The sequence below is a fragment of the Butyrivibrio hungatei genome, assembly GCF_900101605.1.
GTDB classification, from domain to species: Bacteria; Bacillota; Clostridia; order Lachnospirales; family Lachnospiraceae; genus Butyrivibrio; species Butyrivibrio hungatei_B.
The window spans coordinates 1-20,600 of record NZ_FMUR01000004.1; the positions used below are offsets into that span (position 1 = coordinate 1).

The window sequence follows — 20,600 nt, forward strand, 5'->3', positions numbered from 1 at the left end:
GAGCATCACGTAATTCACGTTTAAGACGGGCTATTTCCTTGGCTTCGTCAGATGAGTAGTTACCTGATCCTCTGGTAGGGATATCACCATCATTATCTTTGAACTGGGTTTCCCACCTTGCTAAGGTACTGGTACCTATTCCGAGATTCTTAGCACATTCAACCTGTGTGAGATCAGGATGTTCCTTGCGATAGTTGACAGCATCCAACTTGAACTGCTTTGTGTGTTGTTTGTTTTTTCTTGGCATAATGAGTTCCTCCTCTTGTATTATATGCTATTTAAAGGATTAACTCATTTTAAAATGTACTAATTAGATGCTAACACTAATATTATCTATGAAAGAATTTGATGAAAGTGGAATATTGATTCGTGAAAAGAAAGAGCTATCAGAAGGCGAAAAAAAACTTTATGAAAAGTTTAAAGAAATTTATCAATAATAGAAATGAAAATATATAGAGGAATCTATTTTGAATGAAAAACAATATTTTGAAGAAATACAAGAAGAACTGATTTCGAAAATTTGTTTAGATAATAGAGTTGATATAGATAATCTACATGCGATAGCAGGCGTAGATTTGGCATACTGGAAACAAAAGGATAAAGAATATGCTTGTTGCTGTATTGTAGTGTTAGATTATACTGATTTTTCTATTATAGAAAAGAAACATTCTGTTGGTGAAATTACAGTTCCATATATTCCAGGGTGTTTAGCATTTCGGGAATATGATTTAGTTGAAAAAACAGTCAGTTTATTAGAAAACAAAGTAGATTTGTTTGCGTTTGATGGCAATGGTTACTTGCATCTCCGGCACATGGGGCTTGCTACTTATGCAGGCATAATGCTCGAGAAACCTTCTCGAAATGACATTGGGACGGTTCTAATGTCATGTTTTCCTTTTAACTTGCGCTAAAGATAAAAAGACAAAAGAACCGTCCCTCTGACTTCTTTGAACATATACATTTTATTTCAAAGGAAGAATATGATAAAAAAATAGCAGATAGACAAGCGGATATAGGGTTAACAGATAAAATATGTAGTGGGGCAATCCCAGAATATACAGTAATTCTAAGTTTAAAATAGAATTTTTTAAATGCAAGAGAATTCATGAAGAATATATACGAGTCTGAATTTGGATCAGACGCTTTTTTATTGACTTGTTTGAAAAATATGGCTAAAATAAAATTAGATTTTAGATTGGTCGGAGGTGTATATGTCCTACATTAAACGAGCTATTTCTGATGTATTGGAAAAAAGAGTTGAGTCCAGCAAGTGTGTTCTTGTCACAGGAGCAAGACAAGTTGGGAAATCTACACTTATCAAGCATAAATTTGAAGATTATAACAGGGTTTCTTTTGATGATAAGATGATTCGTTTGCAGGCAAGGGAAGAACCTAAGTTGTTTTTTCTTAATAATCCTCGTCCGCTTTTTATTGATGAAATTCAAAAAGAGAACAGTATTTTAGAAGATATAAAGGTAATGATTGATGATTCGGATGAGAGAGGACAGTTTATTTTTTCCGGTTCACAAAAACTGGAGCTCATGAAGGGAATGAGTGAGACTTTGGCCGGAAGAGTTTCGATAATGGAACTTTCGGGACTGTCTCTTAGAGAGATTAATTCTGTGAATTTCAATAGGCATTTTGTTCCAACGGAAGATTATCTGAAAGAACGCGAAAAGGAACTCACAGAGTATGATGAAATATGGACAATAATACATAAGGGCTCATATCCTGAGTTGTATGACGTTGATAGGGAGTGGCAAGATTACTATTCATCGTATGTGAATACTTATCTTGAAAGAGATATAAATGAACTTATAACAGCCGATAGTATTACATTTTTGAAATTTTTAACTGCCGTTGCCGCAAGAACCGGCGAAATACTTAGCTATGCAAATATAGCATCCGATGTTGGCGTATCCGAACCTACAATCAAGAACTGGATTTCAATATTGGAAAGAACAGGAATAATATATCTTTTACAACCATATGCTTCAGGTGCTCTTACAAGAGCTATTAAAGCCCCAAAAGTATATTTTAGGGATACGGGACTGGCATGCTACCTGACTCGCTGGTTGACTGCAGATGCATTGAAGAACAGTGCGGTTGCCGGAAATATGTTTGAGACATTTGTTGTTTCTGAAATTCTTAAATCGTTCTCGAATGAAGGAATGGATTATAGATTCAGTGTTTTTTATTACAGGGGAAAAGATAAATCAAGTTCAAAAGAGAATGAGATAGATCTGATCATTGAAGAGAACGGAAAATTGTACCCCGTCGAGATAAAAATGACCGGTAACCCTAAAGCTTCGATGGGAGGCACAAACGTTGTATTGGACAGCATTCCCGATAAGAAGAGAGGCTTAGGTGTGATATTGTGTTTGATCGATAAGAAGACTTATTTAAGAGAAAACCTGGTTGCTCTTCCGATAAGCTATATTTGATGATTGCCTATTTGCAAAAATATAAGCTGTGAACTAATGAAAATTCATCGGTTCACAGCCTTTTTTTCTTTAAATCTGTGCAAGATCTTCCTGAGCAAGTATCTTGATATGTTTTCCTGCAAGTTTTGCTTCGGCATTTTTGGTATCTGAAACTCTGAATATCATGTAAGCGTGATCCTTGGCGCATCCGCCTGAGAAAGCGTACATGTACTCGATGTTGACTTTGGCTTCGTCAAATACCGAAAGAAGTTTATCAAGTCCGCCCGTCTCATCCGGAATCTCGATTGCGAGAACGGGAGTGAGGCTTGCTACAAAATTATTTTCTTTAAGAGTATTAACAGCTGCGAGAGCATCGTCAACAACCAGTCTTGCAATACCAAAGTCTTTGGTCTCCGCAAGAGAAGTAGCACGCATGTCAATCTTGTTTGCTGCAAGTACACTTGTCATTTTTTTCAAGGTACCGGGTTTATTTTCAAGAAATACGGAAATCTGCATTACGCTCATAGCTGTATCCCCCTTTGCGTCTTATATATTCATTATACGATTAGATTTTTCTCTTGTCGATTACACGAACGGCTTTGCCTTCGCTTCTTGCAATTGACTTAGGTGCAAGGAGTGAAACCTTTGCCTTGATTCCGAGCATGGATTTAAGGCCTTCAACGAGTTTCTTTTGTCTTTCTTCAATCTCACCCACATTATCGGTAAACATCTCGGGAGTCATCTCAACCTGAACATCGAGAGTATCGGTGTTGTTTACTCTATCTACGACAATCTGGTAGTTTGCTGCATAACCGTTGTTCATAAGAACCGTCTCAATCTGGCTCGGGAATACGTTTACACCTCTGATTATAAGCATATCGTCAGAACGTCCCATAGGCTTAGCCATGCGGACATGAGTTCTTCCGCAAGAGCATTTTTCTCTTGTGAGTTTGCAGATATCTCTTGTACGATAACGGATCATCGGGAAAGCTTCTTTATCTACGGCTGTAAATACGAGCTCACCCTGTGAGCCTTCGGGAAGAACTTCTTCCGTATCGGGATCGATGATCTCGGCAATGAAGTGATCCTCATTAATGTGCATTCCGTCCTGTGCAGAACACTCAAAAGCAACACCGGGACCTGAAAGTTCTGTAAGTCCGTAAATATCATATGCTTTGATTCCAAGAGTCTTCTCGATATCGGCACGCATTTCTTCACTCCATGCTTCAGCTCCGAAGATACCTGCTTTAAGCGGAATATCGTCGGGGCCGTAGCCCATCTCTTTGAAACGCTCACCGAGGTAAGCAGCATAGCTGGGAGTACAGCAGAGGATAGTAGCACCAAGATCGTTAATGAACATGATCTGTCTGTCTGTATTTCCTGAGCTGATAGGAACAGTAAGAGATCCTACTTTGTGTGAACCGCCGTGAATTCCGGCACCGCCTGTGAAGAGACCGTAACCGTATGCAACATGAACTACGTCCTCATCTGTTCCGCCTGCTGCCATGATCGCACGTGCGCAGCAGTCTTCCCAAAGGTCGATATCATGCTGTGTGTAATAAGCAACAACTCTTTTTCCTGTTGTTCCCGATGTAGAGTGAATACGAACACAGTCCTTTAAGGGCTTTCCGAGAAGCCCGTAAGGATATGCGTCTCTTAAATCTTTTTTTGATAAAAAAGGAAGTTTATGGAGGTCGTCAACCGACTTGATATCATCAGGTGTAACACCTTTTTCTTCCATTTTTTTGCGGTAGTAAGGAACATTGTCCCATACGTGTTTTACTTGCTTAACTAGTTTTTCTGATTGAATCTTGCGAATTTCCTCATAGGGCGCACACTCAATGTCCTTTTGATAATATCGCTCCATGTATAATTCCTCCGTGTGTTTGTAGATAGGTGATAAAAAAGCTTATGATAGCAATATCACTTCATGTTTTTTCCAAGCTCAAATGCTTTTTTGTTCATTTCAAGGAACTTGGAAGGTACATTTGCTTCAAGTGATTTCATCCATGCTTCATCGGGAAGATCGAAGTAGTGAGAGAGTCTTCCAAGAAGAACGATGTTAACGGCTTTTGCAGAACCTGCCTGTTCAGCAAGTGAAAGGCAATCGAGAGCGTCTACTTTAGCACCTGTAGCTTTTAACTTGGAAACAAGGTCTTCGGGATACTCTGCAGCACCTGTAATTACAGGCATAGGATCAATCTGCTGTGTATTTGTAACGATCTGTCCGTCTTTTTTGAGGAAAGGAAGCCATCTTGCAGCTTCGAGAATCTCAAATGAAACGATGTAATCAGCTTCGCCTTTATCGATAACGGGAGAGTAAACCTTATCTCCGTATCTTACGTAAGTAACAACGCTACCACCTCGCTGAGACATTCCGTGTACTTCTGACACTTTAACGTCGTAGCCCTGTGAAAGGAGGAGGTGTCCCAATAATTTGCTGGCAAGAAGAGAGCCCTGTCCGCCAACTCCGACAATCATAATATTCTTTGTTTCCATTATCATGCCTCACTTTCTGCTGTGCTTTCAAATGCACCGACAGGGCACATCTGTGAACATACATTGCAGCCTACACATAATGTGTTATCAATAGTTGCCTTGCCGTTCTTCATTGAGATGGCAGGACATCCGATCTTCATACATGACTTACATCCGACGCACTTATCTGTATTAACCTTAAGAGGAGCGTTGTGCTTTACATATTTAAGAAGAGCACAAGGTCTTCTCGAGATGATAACTGAAGGAGCTTCTACATTAAGTTCTTCCTTAAGAACTTCGTCGCACTGCTTTAAGTTGTAAGGATCAACGACTCTTACGCGCTCAAAGCCCATAGCTTTGCAAAGTGCCTCGAGATCAATCTTGCCTGCAGGATCTCCCTTGATGTTGTAACCTGTTGTGGGATTCTGCTGGTGACCTGTCATTCCTGTGATTGAGTTATCAACGATGACGATAGTTGAGTTTGACTGGTTGTAAGCAACATTTGCAAGTCCTGTCATACCTGAGTGCATGAATGTGGAATCGCCGATAACGGCAACAGTCTTTTTCTCGCTCTCAGCGCCGCGAACTTTGTTAAAGCCGTGAACGGCGCCGATTGAAGCACCCATGCAAAGTGTCATCTCGATTGCTCCAAGAGGCGGAACAGCGCCGAGTGTATAGCATCCGATATCACCAAGAACGGTGCAATTATTCTTTTTAAGAGTATAAAAGAGTCCTCTGTGAGGGCAACCTGCACACATTACAGGCGGTCTTGCGGGAATCTGCTCATCGACAGCAAAGCCTTCTTTTACATCTTTTCCGAAAGCCTTAGCGATAAGATTCTGAGAAAATTCGTCAATAATGGGAAGAAGCTCTTTTCCAGTAACTTTGATTCCGAGAGCCTTAACGTGATTTTCGATGATAGGATCAAGTTCTTCAACAACAAAGAGCTTGTCAACTTTTGCAGCAAAGTTCTTTATAAGATCGCAGGGAAGAGGATTGGTCATTCCAAGCTTGAGGACACTTACTGAGTCACCGAAAACTTCTTTTACATACTGATAAGAAGTTGAGCATGTGATGATACCGATCTTGGTGTCACCCATTTCAACTCTGTTAATGGGATTTTCTTCTGCAAATTTGATGAGATCTTTGGTACGCTGTTCAACGATGGGATGACGCTTTTTGGCATTGCCGGGCATCATAACGTATTTAGCGATATTTTTTTCATACGGCTTGTCGGGAACAGTGCGCTCGCCTGTCTCAACGATAGACTGAGAGTGAGCTACTCTTGTGCACATCTTAAGAAGGACGGGAGTATCAAACTTCTCGGAAATCTCATAAGCAAGCTTGGTGTACTCAAGAGCTTCTTTGGAATCTGAAGGCTCGAGCATAGGAACCTTAGCTGCGATGGCGTGATGACGTGAATCCTGCTCGTTCTGGGAAGAATGCATTCCGGCATCATCGGCAACAACTATAACAAGACCGGCATTTACTCCGGTATAAGACATTGTATAAAGAGGGTCTGCGGCAACGTTAAGTCCAACGTGCTTCTGAGCACAAAATGCTCTGCGACCTGCGAGAGAAGCACCAAAAGCTGATTCCATAGCAACCTTCTCATTTGGAGCCCATTCGCAATATATTTCATCATATTTGGCAGCTTCTTCGGTAACTTCCGTGCTGGGTGTTCCGGGATAACTGGAAATAAAGCATACTCCGGCCTCATAAAGACCGCGAGCAACAGCCTTGTTGCCCAGCATCAGCTGCCCATTTTTTGTTTGATCCATGGTAAAAAACCTCCTACAGAATTTTAGATGGCTCATAATTACTGTTCAATCAGGCGAAAAGTATGCGAGCGAACAGTAATCAATTTAGCGCGATAAAGTTAATATATCATATTTGACCTTTAAATAGAATACGTTTATACTTTACTTTAGCACTTTAAAGCGGAGGATTTCTTATGCCAATTACGGATTTATTGGAACGAAACAGCAAATTGTATGGGGATGAAGTTGCTCTTGTTGAGATCAATCCGGAGATTAAAGAAGAGCAGAGGGTTACGTGGAGAGAATACGAGCTTATACAGCCGACTTCCACAGCATATTACAGAAGACAGATCACGTGGTCTGTATTTGATGAGAAAGCAAACAGAGTTGCAAATATGCTCATCGAAAGGGGAATCAAAAAAGGGCAGAAATGTGCGATACTTCTTATGAACTGCCTTGAATGGTTGCCTATTTATTTCGGAATATTAAAAGCGGGAGCAATAGCGGTTCCTCTTAATTTCAGATTTGATGCTGAAGAAATTGATTATTGTCTTAACGCATCCGATTCGGATGTTTTATTCTACGGGCCTGAATTTATCGGACGTATCGAGGATATCGCACAGAAGATAAAGAAAGAGACGCTTCTTTTCTTTGTGGGCGATCAGTGTCCTTCTTATGCGGAAGATTACTACAGACAGGTTTCAAACAGTTCATCAGTCGCACCAAGGATCCTTATAGAAGATAAGGATGATGCGGCAATTTATTTTTCATCGGGAACTACCGGATTTCCCAAAGCTATTTTACACATTCATACTGCGCTTATGCAGTCTGCCAAGATGGAGGCTATTCATCACGAAACTACACATGAGGACAATTTCCTTTGTATTCCTCCTTTGTATCACACGGGAGCCAAGATGCACTGGTTTGGATCTCTTTATACCGGAAGCAGAGCCGTACTTCTTAAGGGTAATTCCCCCGAATCGATATTCAGGGCGGTTTCGGAAGAAAGATGTACGATAGTATGGCTTCTTGTTCCGTGGGCGCAGGATATTCTGGCAGCGCTTGATTCGGGAAAACTCAAGATAGAAGACTATCATTTAAAACAGTGGAGACTTATGCATATCGGTGCTCAGCCGATTCCGCCGAGTCTCATAAAGAGATGGCTTAAATATTTCCCGCATCACAAGTATGACACAAACTACGGCCTTTCGGAGTCAACGGGCCCCGGCTGCGTGCATCTGGGACTTGAGAATGTTAAGAAAGTCGGCGCCATCGGAATTCCCGGATACGGCTGGAAGACAAAGATTGTCGATGAAAACGGCAAGACCGTTGATCAGGGCGAAATTGGGGAGCTCTGCGTAAAAGGCCCGGGAGTAATGGTCGAGTATTACAAGAACCCCGAGGCGACGGCCGAAATATTAAAAGACGGCTGGTTATTTACCGGAGATATGGCTCGTCAGGACGAAGATGGATTCATATTTCTTGTAGATAGAAAAAAAGATGTTATAATTTCAGGTGGAGAAAATCTTTATCCGGTTCAGATAGAGAGTTTCTTAATGAAAAATGACAAGATACATGATGCTGCAGTTATAGGACTTCAGGATGACAGACTCGGCGAGATCGCAGCTGCCATTATCCAGGTAAAAGAGGGAATGACTTTAACTGAGGATGATGTCGATCGTTTCTGTATGGATCTTCCGAGATACAAGAGGCCGAGAAAGATTATTTTTGCCGACGTATTAAGGAATCCTACGGGAAAAATTGACAAACCGAAGCTCCGTGAAATATACTGCGGAGAACATCTTGTTGAACGTCAGAATAAATCTTGATGCTCACAAGCTGTCAGGGGAAAAAACCGACAGAAATTGCGGAGTATGAAAAAGGGAATGTTATGGAAAAGTATGTAATTACCGGAATGAGTTGTGCTGCATGTCAGGTGCGTGTGGAGAAAGCAGTTAATTCTCTCAAAGGAGTGACGGAGTGTACTGTTAATCTTCTTACCAATTCAATGACGGTTGAGGGAAATGTTCTTACCTCAGACATTATCAAGGCTGTTGAGGATGCCGGATACGGCGCAACGCTACTTGATGAAGAAAGTCAAAAAAACGAGGAGGAAGAGGCACTTAAAGACAAAGAGACTCCTATTCTTAAACGAAGACTGCTTTATTCGGTCGGATTTCTGCTCGTTCTTATATATTTCTCCATGGGACATAAGATTTTTGGGTTCCCGCTTCCGCCGTTTTTGGACGGAAATGTTATTGCAATCGGAATAATTCAGATGATCTTATGCATTGTCATAATGATCATAAACAGAAATTTCTTTATAAGCGGATTCAGAGGGCTGATGCATAAGTCGCCCAATATGGACACTCTTGTGGCCCTCGGAAGTTCGGCTTCTTTTGTGTACAGTGCGTTTGCGCTGGCTATTATGATGATCTCAAAAGCTAACGGGGCTCCCGAAAAAACAAATCTGTTCTATGATGAGCTTTATTTTGAGTCGGCTGCCATGATACTTACTTTTATAACGGTAGGTAAGATGCTCGAAGCAAGAAGCAAGGGCAAAACAACAACAGCCATTAAGAGTCTTATGAAGCTTGTATCAAAGACGGCGACTGTGATAGATGAAAACGGAGCTGAAAAAGAAGTTCCGATCGAGCAGGTCAAAGTTGAAGATATATTTGTTGTTAAGGCAGGGGAGAGGATCCCTGTCGACGGTGTTATTGTCGAAGGTAGCAGCGCAATTGATGAATCATCTCTTACGGGAGAAAGTATTCCGGTTGATAAGAATGTCGGAGAAGATGTATTTGCTGCAACAATAAATTCATCCGGTTATCTTAAATGTAAGGCTACAAGAGTAGGAAAAGATACAACTCTTTCACAGATCATCACAATGGTAAGTGATGCGGCCGCAACGAAAGCTCCTATTGCAAAGCTTGCGGACAAAGTATCCGGCGTTTTTGTTCCTGTAGTTATGTGTATAGCCCTGGTTACAATAATGTCATGGCTTATAGTGGGAGCAAGTTTTGGTTATGCGCTTGCCAGAGGAGTTGCGGTACTTGTAATAAGCTGCCCGTGTGCACTTGGTCTTGCGACTCCGGTTGCGGTAATGGTCGGAAACGGTGTCGGAGCAAAGAACGGCATTCTTTTTAAAACTGCCGCAACACTTGAAAATGCAGGTAAATGTAATATCGTGATCCTTGATAAAACAGGAACCATCACAAAGGGTGAACCTGTTGTTACCGATGTATTTCTGGCTGAAGCGATCACTGAGAGCGGTTACTCGGCAGAAGAAAATCTTAACGCTGAGCTTGAGTTTGTCAGACTTGCAGGAATACTTGAGTCAAAAAGCAATCACCCTCTTGCAAGGGCGGTGGCAACTCATGCTGTAAATCTCTGTGCGGATATGGATGTTCCCGTGGATGATTTCAGCGAGATCTCGGGTAACGGACTTGAGGGAACTATTGAAGGTGCCGTAATCAGATGCGGTAATCTTGATTTTATTTCCAAGTATGCCAATATTCCGGAGGAAGTTTCTAAGAGAGCATACGGATTGTCCATCAGAGGAAAGACACCGCTGTTTTTTGCAAAAGATAATATTTTTGTGGGAATCATTGCCGTTGCGGATACGATCAAAGATGACTCGGCTCAGGCAATCGAAGAGCTCAAGAATATGGGCATACGAGTTGTCATGATGACGGGTGACAATGAAAATACTGCGCGAGCAATCGCTGCAAAAGCAGGTATCAACGAGGTTTACGCAGGCGTCCTTCCGGGTGGCAAAAAAGATATTGCCGATGAACTCATGAAACAGGGAAAAGTTGTTATGGTCGGCGACGGAATTAACGACGCTCCGGCACTTACGGCTGCGGATGTCGGAATTGCCATCGGCGCGGGAACTGATGTTGCCGTAGATGCGGCAGATATTGTTCTTATGAGAAACAGTCTTCTTGATGTTTCCGGTGCGATAAGATTGTCAAAAGGAACTCTTGCAAATATACGCAGGAATCTTTTCTGGGCATTTATTTACAATGTGATAGGTATACCGATCGCAGCGGGCTGCTTTATAGAACTTTTCGGTCTTAAATTAAGTCCTATGTTCGGAGCCGCCGCAATGAGTTTATCAAGCTTCTTTGTTGTTACTAATGCTCTGGGACTCAATCTTTTTGATATTCGCGACGCATCAAAAGACAAGAAGATGTACAATAAGAGCAAAGTTCGCAAAAAAACTGATGAAGATGAAGATCCCGATAATGAGATAATCGTTTCGTCTCTTTCTAAAGCGGAGGAAATTAATATGACAAAGACAATCAGTATTGAAGGAATGATGTGTAATCACTGCGAAAATACCGTAAAAGCAGCGCTTGAAGCGGTCGAAGGTGTTACTGAAGCTGTTGTAAGCCATGAGAAAAATACTGCGGTCGTAACGCTTAACCTTGATGTTTCCGATGATATCCTTAAAAAAGCAATTGAGGAGAAGGATTATAAGGTCATTGAGATAAAATAATGGATATTTGAATAGGTAAAATATGTAGTGTTTGTGTGGGTGCAACGTGATGTTGCACCCGCTTTTTGCTTGCAAAATGCCATAATAGATGTCGCAATAAATGGCGTAATAAAAGATTGGATAATCAAGATAAATCAATTATAATAAAATTCGTTGAACAAATTATTGGAGAGGATGATAGATAAGTGGGAAAAAATATTAAGATAAAATACTTCAATGATAAGCTTGAAAAGCTTACATATATCGATGGAAAGTCAGATTGGATCGATCTTAGGAGTGCCGAGGATGTGGATCTTAAGGAAGGTGAGTTTCATCTAGTGCCGCTCGGGGTTGCAATGGAGATTCCTGAAGGCTATGAAGCGCATATCGTTCCGAGAAGTTCTACATTTAAGAACTTTGGTGTTGTGCAGACCAATCACATGGGTGTTGTCGATCATTCATACTGCGGGGATAACGATCAGTGGTTTATGCCTGTAATTGCAATGAGAGATACACATATCGGATTCAATGACAGAATCTGTCAGTTCAGGATCATGGAGAATCAGCCCGCGATCGTATTTGATGAATGTGACCATCTTGAAGGCGCCGACAGAGGCGGATTTGGATCAACAGGTAAAAAATAATATAAACGATCTGTTTTTTTCATTAAGGCATTGAGGCTTTATTTTCGCCATCTATTGAAAAAAAGATATTGTATGCTACAATAGTAAATCGTTTGGATACGCAAATACACTTTTTTAAATGTATTTGACCAGAGAATACAATAAAATAATTCATAAAGAATATCGAGGTTAAATATGGCAAAGATTCGTACAAGATATGCACCGAGCCCAACAGGCCGTATGCACGTCGGAAACTTAAGAACAGCTCTTTATGCTTATCTTATCACAAAGCATGAGGGCGGCGATTATATTCTAAGAATTGAAGATACAGACCAGGAGCGTTTTGTTGAAGGCGCTACGGAGATTATCTATAGAACTCTCAAGGAAACGGGACTTATCCATGATGAAGGTCCGGATGTGGGCGGAGAAGTAGGCCCTTACGTTCAGAGTGAGAGACAGAAAGCCGGAATCTACATGACTTATGCAAAAGAGCTTGTAGAAAAAGGCGAAGCATATTATTGCTTCTGCGATCAGGAGAGACTTGCTTCACTTGTTCAGGTTGTTGAAGGTAAAGAAATCAGTGTTTATGACAAGCATTGTCTTTCTCTTTCAAAAGAAGAAGTCGAGAAGAATCTTGCTGAGGGAAAGCCTTTTGTTATAAGACAGAACAATCCGACAGAAGGAACAACAACTTTCCATGACGAGCTCTACGGAGATGTAACAGTTGATAACAAAGAGCTCGATGATATGATCCTTATTAAGTCTGACGGATATCCGACTTACAATTTTGCTAACGTTGTTGACGATCATCTCATGGGAATCACTCATGTTGTAAGAGGTAATGAGTATATTTCATCATCACCCAAGTACAACAGACTTTATGATGCATTTGGATGGGAGATTCCCAAGTACATACATTGTCCTCTTATCACTGATGAGGAGCACAAAAAGCTCTCTAAGAGAAGCGGACATTCTTCATTTGAAGATCTTATCGAGCAGGGATTCCTTCCCGAGGCAGTTGTAAACTTCGTTGCACTCCTTGGCTGGTCTCCCGATGATAACAATGAGATTATGAGCCTTCAGGAGCTTATTGAGAAATTTGATTATAAGCGTATCAATAAGTCACCTGCCGTATTTGACTATACCAAGCTTAAATGGATGAACGGCGAGTATCTTAAGAAGATGGACGAGGACAAGTTCTTTGAGACAGCCAAGTCCTATATCGTCGATGCTCTTAAGGAAGAGGGCGACGGCGTGATTTCTTCCGATGATGACAAGCTTAAGAAGATTTCAAATATGGTAAAGACTCGTATTGAGATCTGGCCTGACATTGCCGATATGGTCAAGTTCTTTGCAAAGCTTCCCGAGTATGATACGGCTATCTATACTCACAAGAAGATGAAGACCAACGAAGAGACATCACTTAAGGTGTTAAAAGAGGTACTTCCCATTCTTGAAGCACACGATGATTATACAAATGATGCTCTTTACGCACTTCTTTCCGATTACATCAAGGCCAATGAATACAAGAACGGTTTTGTTCTCTGGCCTGTAAGAATCGCTGTTTCGGGAAAAGAGATGACTCCTTGCGGAGCTACTGAGCTTATGGAAGTTATCGGCAAAGAAGAGACAATAAACAGAATCAAAAAAGGAATTGAATTACTTGAGAAATAATAACGTTTATCAATGTTTGGCAAACGTTAAAGTAAATGCCGCTCAAGAAGAAGCAATAACTCATAAAGACGGCCCTGCAATGGTACTTGCGGGGCCGGGAAGCGGCAAAACTTTTGTGATAGTTCAAAGGCTTAAGTTTTTAATCGAAGAATATGATGTTCCTCCTTCTTCGATTCTTGTTATAACGTTTACCAAAGCTGCTGCCATTGAGATGCAGCAAAGATTTTTAAAGATCACGGATAGTTCATATCCTGAGGTTTCGTTCGGAACCTTCCATTCACTTTTTTACAACATACTAAGAGAAAACAGTAAAGCGGCCGGCTTCTACAACAAAATTGAGATAGCGGACGAGCTTTTTAAATACAAGCTGGTAAAAGATATTCTCATTAATGCGCTCAAAAACAGCAGGGAGAATTTGAATAAGCTTTCTATCCTTGATGAAAATGAGATTGTAAAAGATATTACGTCTGAGATTTCAAGGATAAAAAACGCGGGACTCTCGCCTGATTCCGTCTCGGATTCTGTTCCGTATAAAGATTATTTCAAGGTGATATTTGAAAAATATAATAACAGTCTAAAATCCTTTGGGAAAATCGATTTCGACGATATGTCTCTTATATGTGCGCAGATTTTTGAGAGCAGAAATGAAATTGCACAACTTTATAAAGAAAGATATAAGTACATCCTTATTGATGAATATCAGGATATCAATGAGATGCAGCAAAAAAATATCGAGTCGATCCTGAACGGGGATCAAAATCTTTTTGTTGTAGGGGATGACGATCAGGCAATATACGGATTTCGAGGCGCAAAACCCGGAATAATGATGGAGTTTGAAAAGCGCATGAAAAGAGAGGTTCATATAGTAAATCTTTCCGTAAATTACAGGTGTGGCAAGTCTATTTTGGATAATGCGAGTTTGGTCATAGCTGAAAATAAGATGCGATTTAAGAAGAAAATCGTATCCGGAACAGGAACAAACGGATATGTCATAGCAAGAAGATACAGGACAAAAGAAGAACAATATGAAGCGATGAGCGTGTTTATTAGCGGACAGAGTAAATTAAATGACATCGGTATCTTATGCAGGACCAATTCGGAGTGTAAGACGATTGCGTCATTTTTAAAACAAAAAGGCATAAAGAGCAACATCGAAAACACGGATGATATGACGCTCTATGACGATGAGGGAGTTATTCTGTGTGGCTGTTATCTTTCTTTTGCGTGCATCGAAAGCTCGAGGGCGCTCTTTTATAAGATTATGAACAAGCCTCTTCGCTATATATCAAGAGAAAGCGCTATGAAGGAAATAGTCAGGAAAGAAGATGTCTTAGCTTTTTATCAAGGAAACAGGGACAGAAGTAAGGTTGTAAATAAGCTGTTTCATGAGATTTCGATGATATCAAAGATGCGACCGGCGTTGTCTGTCAGGTTTATCAGGAAAGAGATCGGGTTAGATAAGCTTTATCCAAACAGTAAAAAGAAATTGGATTTGTTTGAAGATATGGCAAAAAAATATGCAGATACTAAGGCGTTTATAAGATTTTTTAATGAAGAAAAAGAAAACTACGCTGTTATAAACAAAAGAAATGGGAAACATAGCAAAACAGGAGACACAATAAATATAATTACACTCCATGGCTCAAAAGGCCTTGAATATAAATACGTATGGATTCCTGATCTAAACGAAGGAATAATCCCATCGCGAAGCGCCGTATCCGAATCAGGAAAAGAGGAAGAACGACGCATGCTCTATGTGGGAATGACCAGAGCTAAAGAGGCTTTGATAATGTCTTATGTATGTGGCACAAAAGAAAATGCCATGCTTCCTTCGAGGTTCCTTCGACCAATTAGAAAACTCTGGGAAAAGGAAAATAAAAAACCAGCAGATTAAAATCCGCTGGTTTTTAAATGGTGAATATTATTTTTTACAGATCTTCAGCATCTTCCTCGGGAATCTCAACGATCTCGTCAAATTCGACATCATCAAGATAGAGGTTGAATGCCTCGGCAACGGCATCATACTCGGCGTCGTCTTCAATGTAACCAAGTTCCGGCTCTTCGTCCTCACCCTTATAGATGAATTCGTAGAACCATACGTTGCCATCGTTGTTCTGACCGTTTTTATCAAGCGGAAGAAGAACGATGTAATCTTTTGAATTAACTGTAAGAACTATGATGATGGCACATGTGACTGTTTTGTTGTCATCAAGTTCAATATCTACAGTCATCTGCTCGTCATTTTCAATTCTGGTATTCATTTCTGTTGCTACTTTGGAAAATTCCATAAAAATCCTCCTGAAAATCTTTGTCAATGGTTACCATGATTATAGCATACTTCGTGCATATAAAGACATTATGTGTTAAAATATTAGGGCTTATGTTGTTTGATACAATGACAGTAACTTTGAGCACAAATTTCGGAGAAAATATGACTTCAGCGTATAAGATTACTGATGAAAAGCCCTATCCACTCGGCTGCTATATTGATTATGATAAAAGTCTTGTTGTCAGAGCCGTATTTAACGGCGGCTCCAAGCGCGGCATCACACTATACCGCGGCGGAAACAAGAAAAACGACGGCTTTGTTATTGAACTTCCTGCGGATTGTAAGCGCGGGAATATTTATTCTGCGAGAATATCCGGAATTAAGGACGTGGACAGCTATATAGAATATAACCTTTTTGAAGATGAGGAATACTTTTGCGATCCGTACGCAAAGCTTGTCATAGGACTTGAGAAGTTCGGAGCGGAAGTTGAGGATTCGGATATAAGGGCCAAACTTGACAATAAGTCGCTTAGATCCGATTCATCGTCTTGCTTTGACTGGGGAAAGAGCAAAGCTCCTCAGATACCGTATGAAGACAGCTTTATTTATCTTATGCATGTAAGAGGCTTTACAAAGAGCTCTTCAAGCGGTCTTCCGGCTGATGTAAGAGGTACTTTTTCCGGAATAATAAAAAAGCTTGATTACCTTAAATCTCTTGGTGTTACATGCATTGAACTTATGCCTGTATATGAGATGAATGAGCTTCAGGATTCGGAGAAAAGAAGCGGGATTCACAGCGCTATCAAGAGTGCGAAAGCACTTAAAGGAAGCGATGTCATCTTTTCCAGAAACGGAAATATAACCAACAAGGGAAGCCTTGATCATAAAGTTAATTTCTGGGGATATAAAAAAGGTTATTATTTTGCGCCGAGGACTTCGTATTGCGTAGATCCGTCAAATGCGGAAAATGAAGTTAAGAGCTTTATAAAGACAATGCATGAAAACGGTATCGAGGTTGTTCTTCAGTTTTATTTTGAAGCCGATGAAAGTGAGAGCATCATAATAGATGCACTGCGATATTGGAGATGTACGTACAGAGTTGACGGCTTCCATGTAAAAGGGGCAAGGCTCCCTCTTCGAAATATTGCAAAAGATCCGCTGTTTGCCGATGTTAAGATATGGCATGAGTGGTTTGATTACGGTGACATATACGGCGGAAAGCCTGTTAAAAAGCGATTCCTTGCCGAATATAACAATACATTTTTGAATTCATCGAGAAAGTTCTTAAAAAGCGATGACAATACTGCCGGCGATTTCCTGAAAGCAATGATAGCAAACGGATGCGATCACGGTATTGTAAATTATATCTGCAACTACGAAGGATTCAGGCTTGCCGACCTTGTTTCTTTTGAACATAAGAGAAATGAGGAGAACGGCGAGAATAACAAGGACGGAACAGACGATAATTATAGCTGGAATTGTGGTATTGAGGGGAGGACCAGGAAAAAGAGTATTCTCGATCTCAGGAACAGACAGATAAAGAATATTCTCACAATGCTTATTCTGGCGCAGGGAACCCCGATGATATTCAGCGGAGACGAATTTGGAAATTCGCAGGGCGGCAACAACAATCCGTATTGTCAGGATAATGAGACGGGATGGGTTGACTGGAAAGCACTTGATAAAAACGGAGATATTCTTGAATATGTAAAATATTTGATGGGTGTAAGAAGAGCACATATCATGTTCAGAGAACCCGCTCCTTTTAAGCTTATGGACTATATTTCCTGCGGATATCCCGATTTTTCGTGTCACGGAAGAGACGCATGGAGACCTGATTTCACAGCGCAAAGCCATGTTCTCGGACTTCTTTATTGCGGCCTTTATGACAAAAAGTCCGATGATAAATCATTTGTATATGTGTGCTACAATATGTGCTGGAATAAATCGGAGATAGCCCTTCCAAAGCTTCCGGACGGGGATTCGTGGAAACTCATATCCGATACCGCATATACGGAACAAGGCACAGGCGCGCCTTCCGAAAAAAGAGCTTCAGACCCTGATAAAGTTACACTTACAGAGCGTTCTGTCAGGATATATCAAAGCTTTAAAAATATAAAAGAAAATAAAAGGAAAAGTAGTAAAAAGAAATGAATAAACCGGATGTAATTGAAAAATTTTTAAAATATGTAAAGGTAGATACTCAGTCGGATCCTGATTCCGGAACATCGCCTTCTACCATGAAGCAGCATGATCTTGCGAAAATCTTAAGAGATGAGCTCATTGGTATAGGGGCTTCCGACGTTTATTATGATGAAGAGCACTGCTATGTATATGCTTCAATCCCGTCTAATATCGATGACGGTAAGAAAAGATATAAAATGGGTTTTGTCGCGCACATGGATACATCCGATGAAGTCAGCGGAAAAGACGTTAATCCCAGAATAGTTGACAATTATGAGGGCAGTGACATCTGCCTTTCAAAAGACGGAAAAGTTGTTCTTTCGCCTAAAGATTTTCCCGAGCTATTAAATCATATCGGTGAAGATCTCATTGTAACGGACGGAACAACTCTTCTCGGTGCGGATGACAAGGCCGGTGTTTCGGAAATCATGACGATGGCTGAGACTCTTTTGTCAAATCCCGAGATCAAGCACGGCGAGATTAAGATTGCGTTTACTCCGGATGAAGAAATAGGCGAGGGAACGGCTTATTTTGACATAGAAAGATTTGGCGCAGACTTTGCTTATACCGTTGACGGCGGTAAACTTGGAGAACTTGAATATGAGAATTTCAATGCTGCGGGCGGAACTGTAAAAGTTCACGGAAGAAGCGTTCACCCCGGTGATGCCAAGAATAAGATGATAAATGCGGCTCTTATCTGCTATGAGTTTCATTCAATGCTTCCTGTTTTCCAGAACCCCATGTATACCGAGAAAAGAGAAGGTTTCTTCCATTTGACAGGTGTAAACGGCGGAACGGAAAATGCAGAAGCGACATATATCATAAGAGATCACGACGAGAAGCTTTTTGAAGAAAAGAAAAAACTCTTTAAAGAAGCTGCAGATTATCTTAACAAGAAGTACGGAGAAGGAACCGTTGAAGTTAATGTCAAAGATCAGTATTTTAATATGATCGAAAAGATACGCCCACATATGCATCTTGTTGACAATGTAAAGAAGGTGATGGAAGAACTTGGAGTAACGCCGATAGATTCACCTATCAGAGGCGGTACAGACGGAGCTTCTCTTTCATACAAGGGACTTCCGTGCCCGAACCTGTGCACCGGCGGATATAATTATCACGGCAAGTATGAGTATGCTTCAATACAGGAAATGCGCAAGGTTGTAGATATTCTTTTGGGAATTGTAAAAGTATACGGAGAAGATTTTTAATGGCTATTGAGAATACAAAAAATATCAGCATATTAAACGCCAACAGGCAGGATGTTGCCGATGAAGAGAGCGTAAGACAGCTTGAATATATAGAAAAAGCCAAAGCTCAGGTTTCTTTTTTGGAAAAAGAGCTCGGAAGAAAATTAACGGCTTGTGTTACCACATTCGGATGTCAGATGAATGCAAGGGATTCTGAAAAGCTCCTTGCGACACTTAAGCTTGTGGGATATGAGGAAACCGAATCGGAAGATGCAGATTTTGTCATCTACAACACATGTACCGTTAGAGACAACGCAGATCAGAGGGTCCTTGGAAGACTTGGTCAGTGCAGCAATTTTAAAAAGAACAATCCGCATATGAAAATTGCCATCTGCGGATGTATGATGCAGGAAGATTCATCCGTTGAGAAGATCAAAAAGAGCTACAGATTTGTAGATCTTATTTTCGGAACGCATAACATTTATAAGTTTGCTGAGCTTTTATACAGATCGCTTAATTCCGACAAAATGATAATCGATATCTGGAAAGAGACCGACAAGATTGTTGAGGATCTTCCCGTTCTTCGTAAGTATTCATTTAAGTCGGGCGTAAATATTATGTTTGGCTGCAATAATTTCTGCACATATTGTATTGTTCCTTATGTAAGAGGCCGTGAAAGAAGCAGAAGCCCCAAGGATATCATCAGAGAGTGCGAAAAGCTTGCTGCTGACGGTGTTAAGGAAATCATGCTTCTTGGACAGAATGTCAATTCATACGGAAATGATTTCAAGGACGGAAATCCGGATAAGATTTCTTTTGCCAAGCTTATTGACGAAGTCACAAAGGTTGAAGGCATAGAAAGAGTAAGATTTATGACGCCTCATCCCAAGGATTTTTCCGATGAGCTCATAGATGTTATTGCAAATAACAAAAAAATCGCAAGACATATTCATCTTCCTCTTCAGTCGGGAAATACCGAGATCTTGAGGAGAATGAACAGAAAGTACACCAAGGAAGATTATCTTAATCTTGTAGATAAGATAAGAACAAAGCTTCCTGATGTGGCAATCACAACAGATATCATTGTCGGATTCCCCGGAGAAAAGAAAGAGGATGTCGATGATACTATTGATGTTGTAAAAAAAGCAGCGTTTGACAACGCCTTTACTTTTATATATTCAAAGAGATCCGGCACACCTGCCGCAACTTTCGAAGATCAGGTGCCTGAAGATGTCGTTAAGGAGAATTTCGACAGGCTTCTTAAAGTCGTTCAGGATACGGCGAAAGAGCAGTCCTTTAAGTACAACGGACAGGTGCAGGAAGTTCTTGTTGAAAATGTAAACGATCACGATGAATCTCTTATGACGGGAAGAATGTCGAACAACACACTTGTACATTTCCCCGGAGACAGGGAACTTATCGGAAAGATGGTAAAGGTAAAGATTACTGAATGTCACGGCTTTTATTTCTTTGGAGAAATAGCTGAGTAACGGAGGGATTATACGTGGAGAATACC

General features: G+C 40.7%; 16 protein-coding genes. 10 read left to right on the forward strand and 6 right to left on the reverse strand.

All coding sequences use genetic code 11. The features are described 5' to 3' along the window. Nucleotides 1-247: transposase (locus BLP87_RS01800; RefSeq protein WP_074461176.1), on the reverse strand; the 247-nt coding region annotated here is incomplete at its 3' end. A gap of 220 nt (nucleotides 248-467) precedes the next feature. On the opposite strand from BLP87_RS01800, the gene BLP87_RS01805 reads away from it, so the two are divergent. Together BLP87_RS01805 and BLP87_RS01810 are read left to right on the forward strand one after the other, a co-directional pair. Next, nucleotides 468-911: an endonuclease V gene (locus BLP87_RS01805; protein ID WP_074461177.1), complete on the forward strand. Its 444-nt coding sequence runs from the start codon at nucleotides 468-470 to the stop codon at nucleotides 909-911. A 300-nt stretch (nucleotides 912-1,211) separates the two neighbouring features. Next, nucleotides 1,212-2,444 (forward strand): ATP-binding protein, encoded by a 1,233-nt coding sequence (locus BLP87_RS01810; RefSeq protein ID WP_074461178.1) that lies wholly within the window; start codon nucleotides 1,212-1,214, stop codon nucleotides 2,442-2,444. 69 nt (nucleotides 2,445-2,513) lie between these two features. Here the strand turns inward: BLP87_RS01810 and BLP87_RS01815 are convergent, their stop codons facing one another. Genes BLP87_RS01815 through iorA form a run of 4 tightly spaced genes read right to left on the reverse strand, consistent with a single transcriptional unit; the run spans nucleotide 2,514 to nucleotide 6,682 of the window. Continuing rightward, on the reverse strand, nucleotides 2,514-2,948 hold the full coding sequence (locus BLP87_RS01815) for an acetolactate synthase (protein WP_074461179.1): 435 nt from the start codon (nucleotides 2,946-2,948) through the stop codon (nucleotides 2,514-2,516). A gap of 40 nt (nucleotides 2,949-2,988) precedes the next feature. Then, nucleotides 2,989-4,290: a phenylacetate--CoA ligase family protein gene (locus BLP87_RS01820; protein WP_074461180.1), complete on the reverse strand. Its 1,302-nt coding sequence runs from the start codon at nucleotides 4,288-4,290 to the stop codon at nucleotides 2,989-2,991. A gap of 56 nt (nucleotides 4,291-4,346) precedes the next feature. Continuing rightward, a complete protein-coding gene (locus tag BLP87_RS01825) occupies nucleotides 4,347-4,922 on the reverse strand; it encodes an indolepyruvate oxidoreductase subunit beta (RefSeq protein ID WP_074461181.1) in 576 nt (191 codons plus the stop codon). A gap of 2 nt (nucleotides 4,923-4,924) precedes the next feature. After that, complete coding sequence (gene iorA / locus BLP87_RS01830) at nucleotides 4,925-6,682, reverse strand: indolepyruvate ferredoxin oxidoreductase subunit alpha (protein WP_074461182.1); 1,758 nt, start codon at nucleotides 6,680-6,682, stop codon at nucleotides 4,925-4,927. Nucleotides 6,683-6,855: 173 nt separating this feature from the next. Here iorA and BLP87_RS01835 point away from each other — a divergent pair, with 173 nt between their 5' ends. The 5 genes from BLP87_RS01835 to BLP87_RS01855 all read left to right on the forward strand — a co-directional run bounded on the left by BLP87_RS01835 (nucleotide 6,856) and on the right by BLP87_RS01855 (nucleotide 15,335). After that, nucleotides 6,856-8,490 carry a class I adenylate-forming enzyme family protein gene (locus BLP87_RS01835; protein WP_074461183.1) on the forward strand — a complete coding sequence of 545 codons (1,635 nt, stop codon included), beginning with the start codon at nucleotides 6,856-6,858 and terminating at the stop codon, nucleotides 8,488-8,490. A gap of 62 nt (nucleotides 8,491-8,552) precedes the next feature. Continuing rightward, nucleotides 8,553-11,165 (forward strand): heavy metal translocating P-type ATPase, encoded by a 2,613-nt coding sequence (locus BLP87_RS01840; protein ID WP_074461488.1) that lies wholly within the window; start codon nucleotides 8,553-8,555, stop codon nucleotides 11,163-11,165. 185 nt (nucleotides 11,166-11,350) lie between these two features. Continuing rightward, the gene (locus BLP87_RS01845) at nucleotides 11,351-11,788 is read left to right on the forward strand and encodes a dUTP diphosphatase (protein WP_074461184.1); all 438 of its coding nucleotides are present in this window, start codon (nucleotides 11,351-11,353) and stop codon (nucleotides 11,786-11,788) included. Between the two features lie 174 nt (nucleotides 11,789-11,962). After that, nucleotides 11,963-13,441, forward strand: a complete 1,479-nt coding sequence (gene gltX / locus BLP87_RS01850; protein ID WP_083334399.1) for a glutamate--tRNA ligase — start codon at nucleotides 11,963-11,965, stop codon at nucleotides 13,439-13,441. Continuing rightward, nucleotides 13,431-15,335 carry an ATP-dependent helicase gene (locus tag BLP87_RS01855; RefSeq protein ID WP_074461186.1) on the forward strand — a complete coding sequence of 635 codons (1,905 nt, stop codon included), beginning with the start codon at nucleotides 13,431-13,433 and terminating at the stop codon, nucleotides 15,333-15,335. Before gltX ends, BLP87_RS01855 begins: the two co-directional genes overlap by 11 nt. A gap of 34 nt (nucleotides 15,336-15,369) precedes the next feature. Here the strand turns inward: BLP87_RS01855 and BLP87_RS01860 are convergent, their stop codons facing one another. Then, nucleotides 15,370-15,729: a DUF1292 domain-containing protein gene (locus BLP87_RS01860; protein ID WP_074461187.1), complete on the reverse strand. Its 360-nt coding sequence runs from the start codon at nucleotides 15,727-15,729 to the stop codon at nucleotides 15,370-15,372. Nucleotides 15,730-15,872: 143 nt separating this feature from the next. Here BLP87_RS01860 and BLP87_RS01865 point away from each other — a divergent pair, with 143 nt between their 5' ends. From BLP87_RS01865 to miaB, 3 genes are read left to right on the forward strand one after another with little or no spacing between them, the layout of a single operon-like run. Continuing rightward, nucleotides 15,873-17,864, forward strand: a complete 1,992-nt coding sequence (locus BLP87_RS01865) for an alpha-amylase family glycosyl hydrolase (protein ID WP_074461489.1) — start codon at nucleotides 15,873-15,875, stop codon at nucleotides 17,862-17,864. Further along, nucleotides 17,861-19,105: a peptidase T gene (pepT, locus tag BLP87_RS01870; protein ID WP_074461188.1), complete on the forward strand. Its 1,245-nt coding sequence runs from the start codon at nucleotides 17,861-17,863 to the stop codon at nucleotides 19,103-19,105. The genes BLP87_RS01865 and pepT overlap by 4 nt, the downstream gene beginning before the upstream one ends. After that, complete coding sequence (gene miaB, locus BLP87_RS01875) at nucleotides 19,105-20,574, forward strand: tRNA (N6-isopentenyl adenosine(37)-C2)-methylthiotransferase MiaB (protein WP_074461189.1); 1,470 nt, start codon at nucleotides 19,105-19,107, stop codon at nucleotides 20,572-20,574. The genes pepT and miaB overlap by 1 nt, the downstream gene beginning before the upstream one ends. Nucleotides 20,575-20,600: the final 26 nt, after the last annotated feature.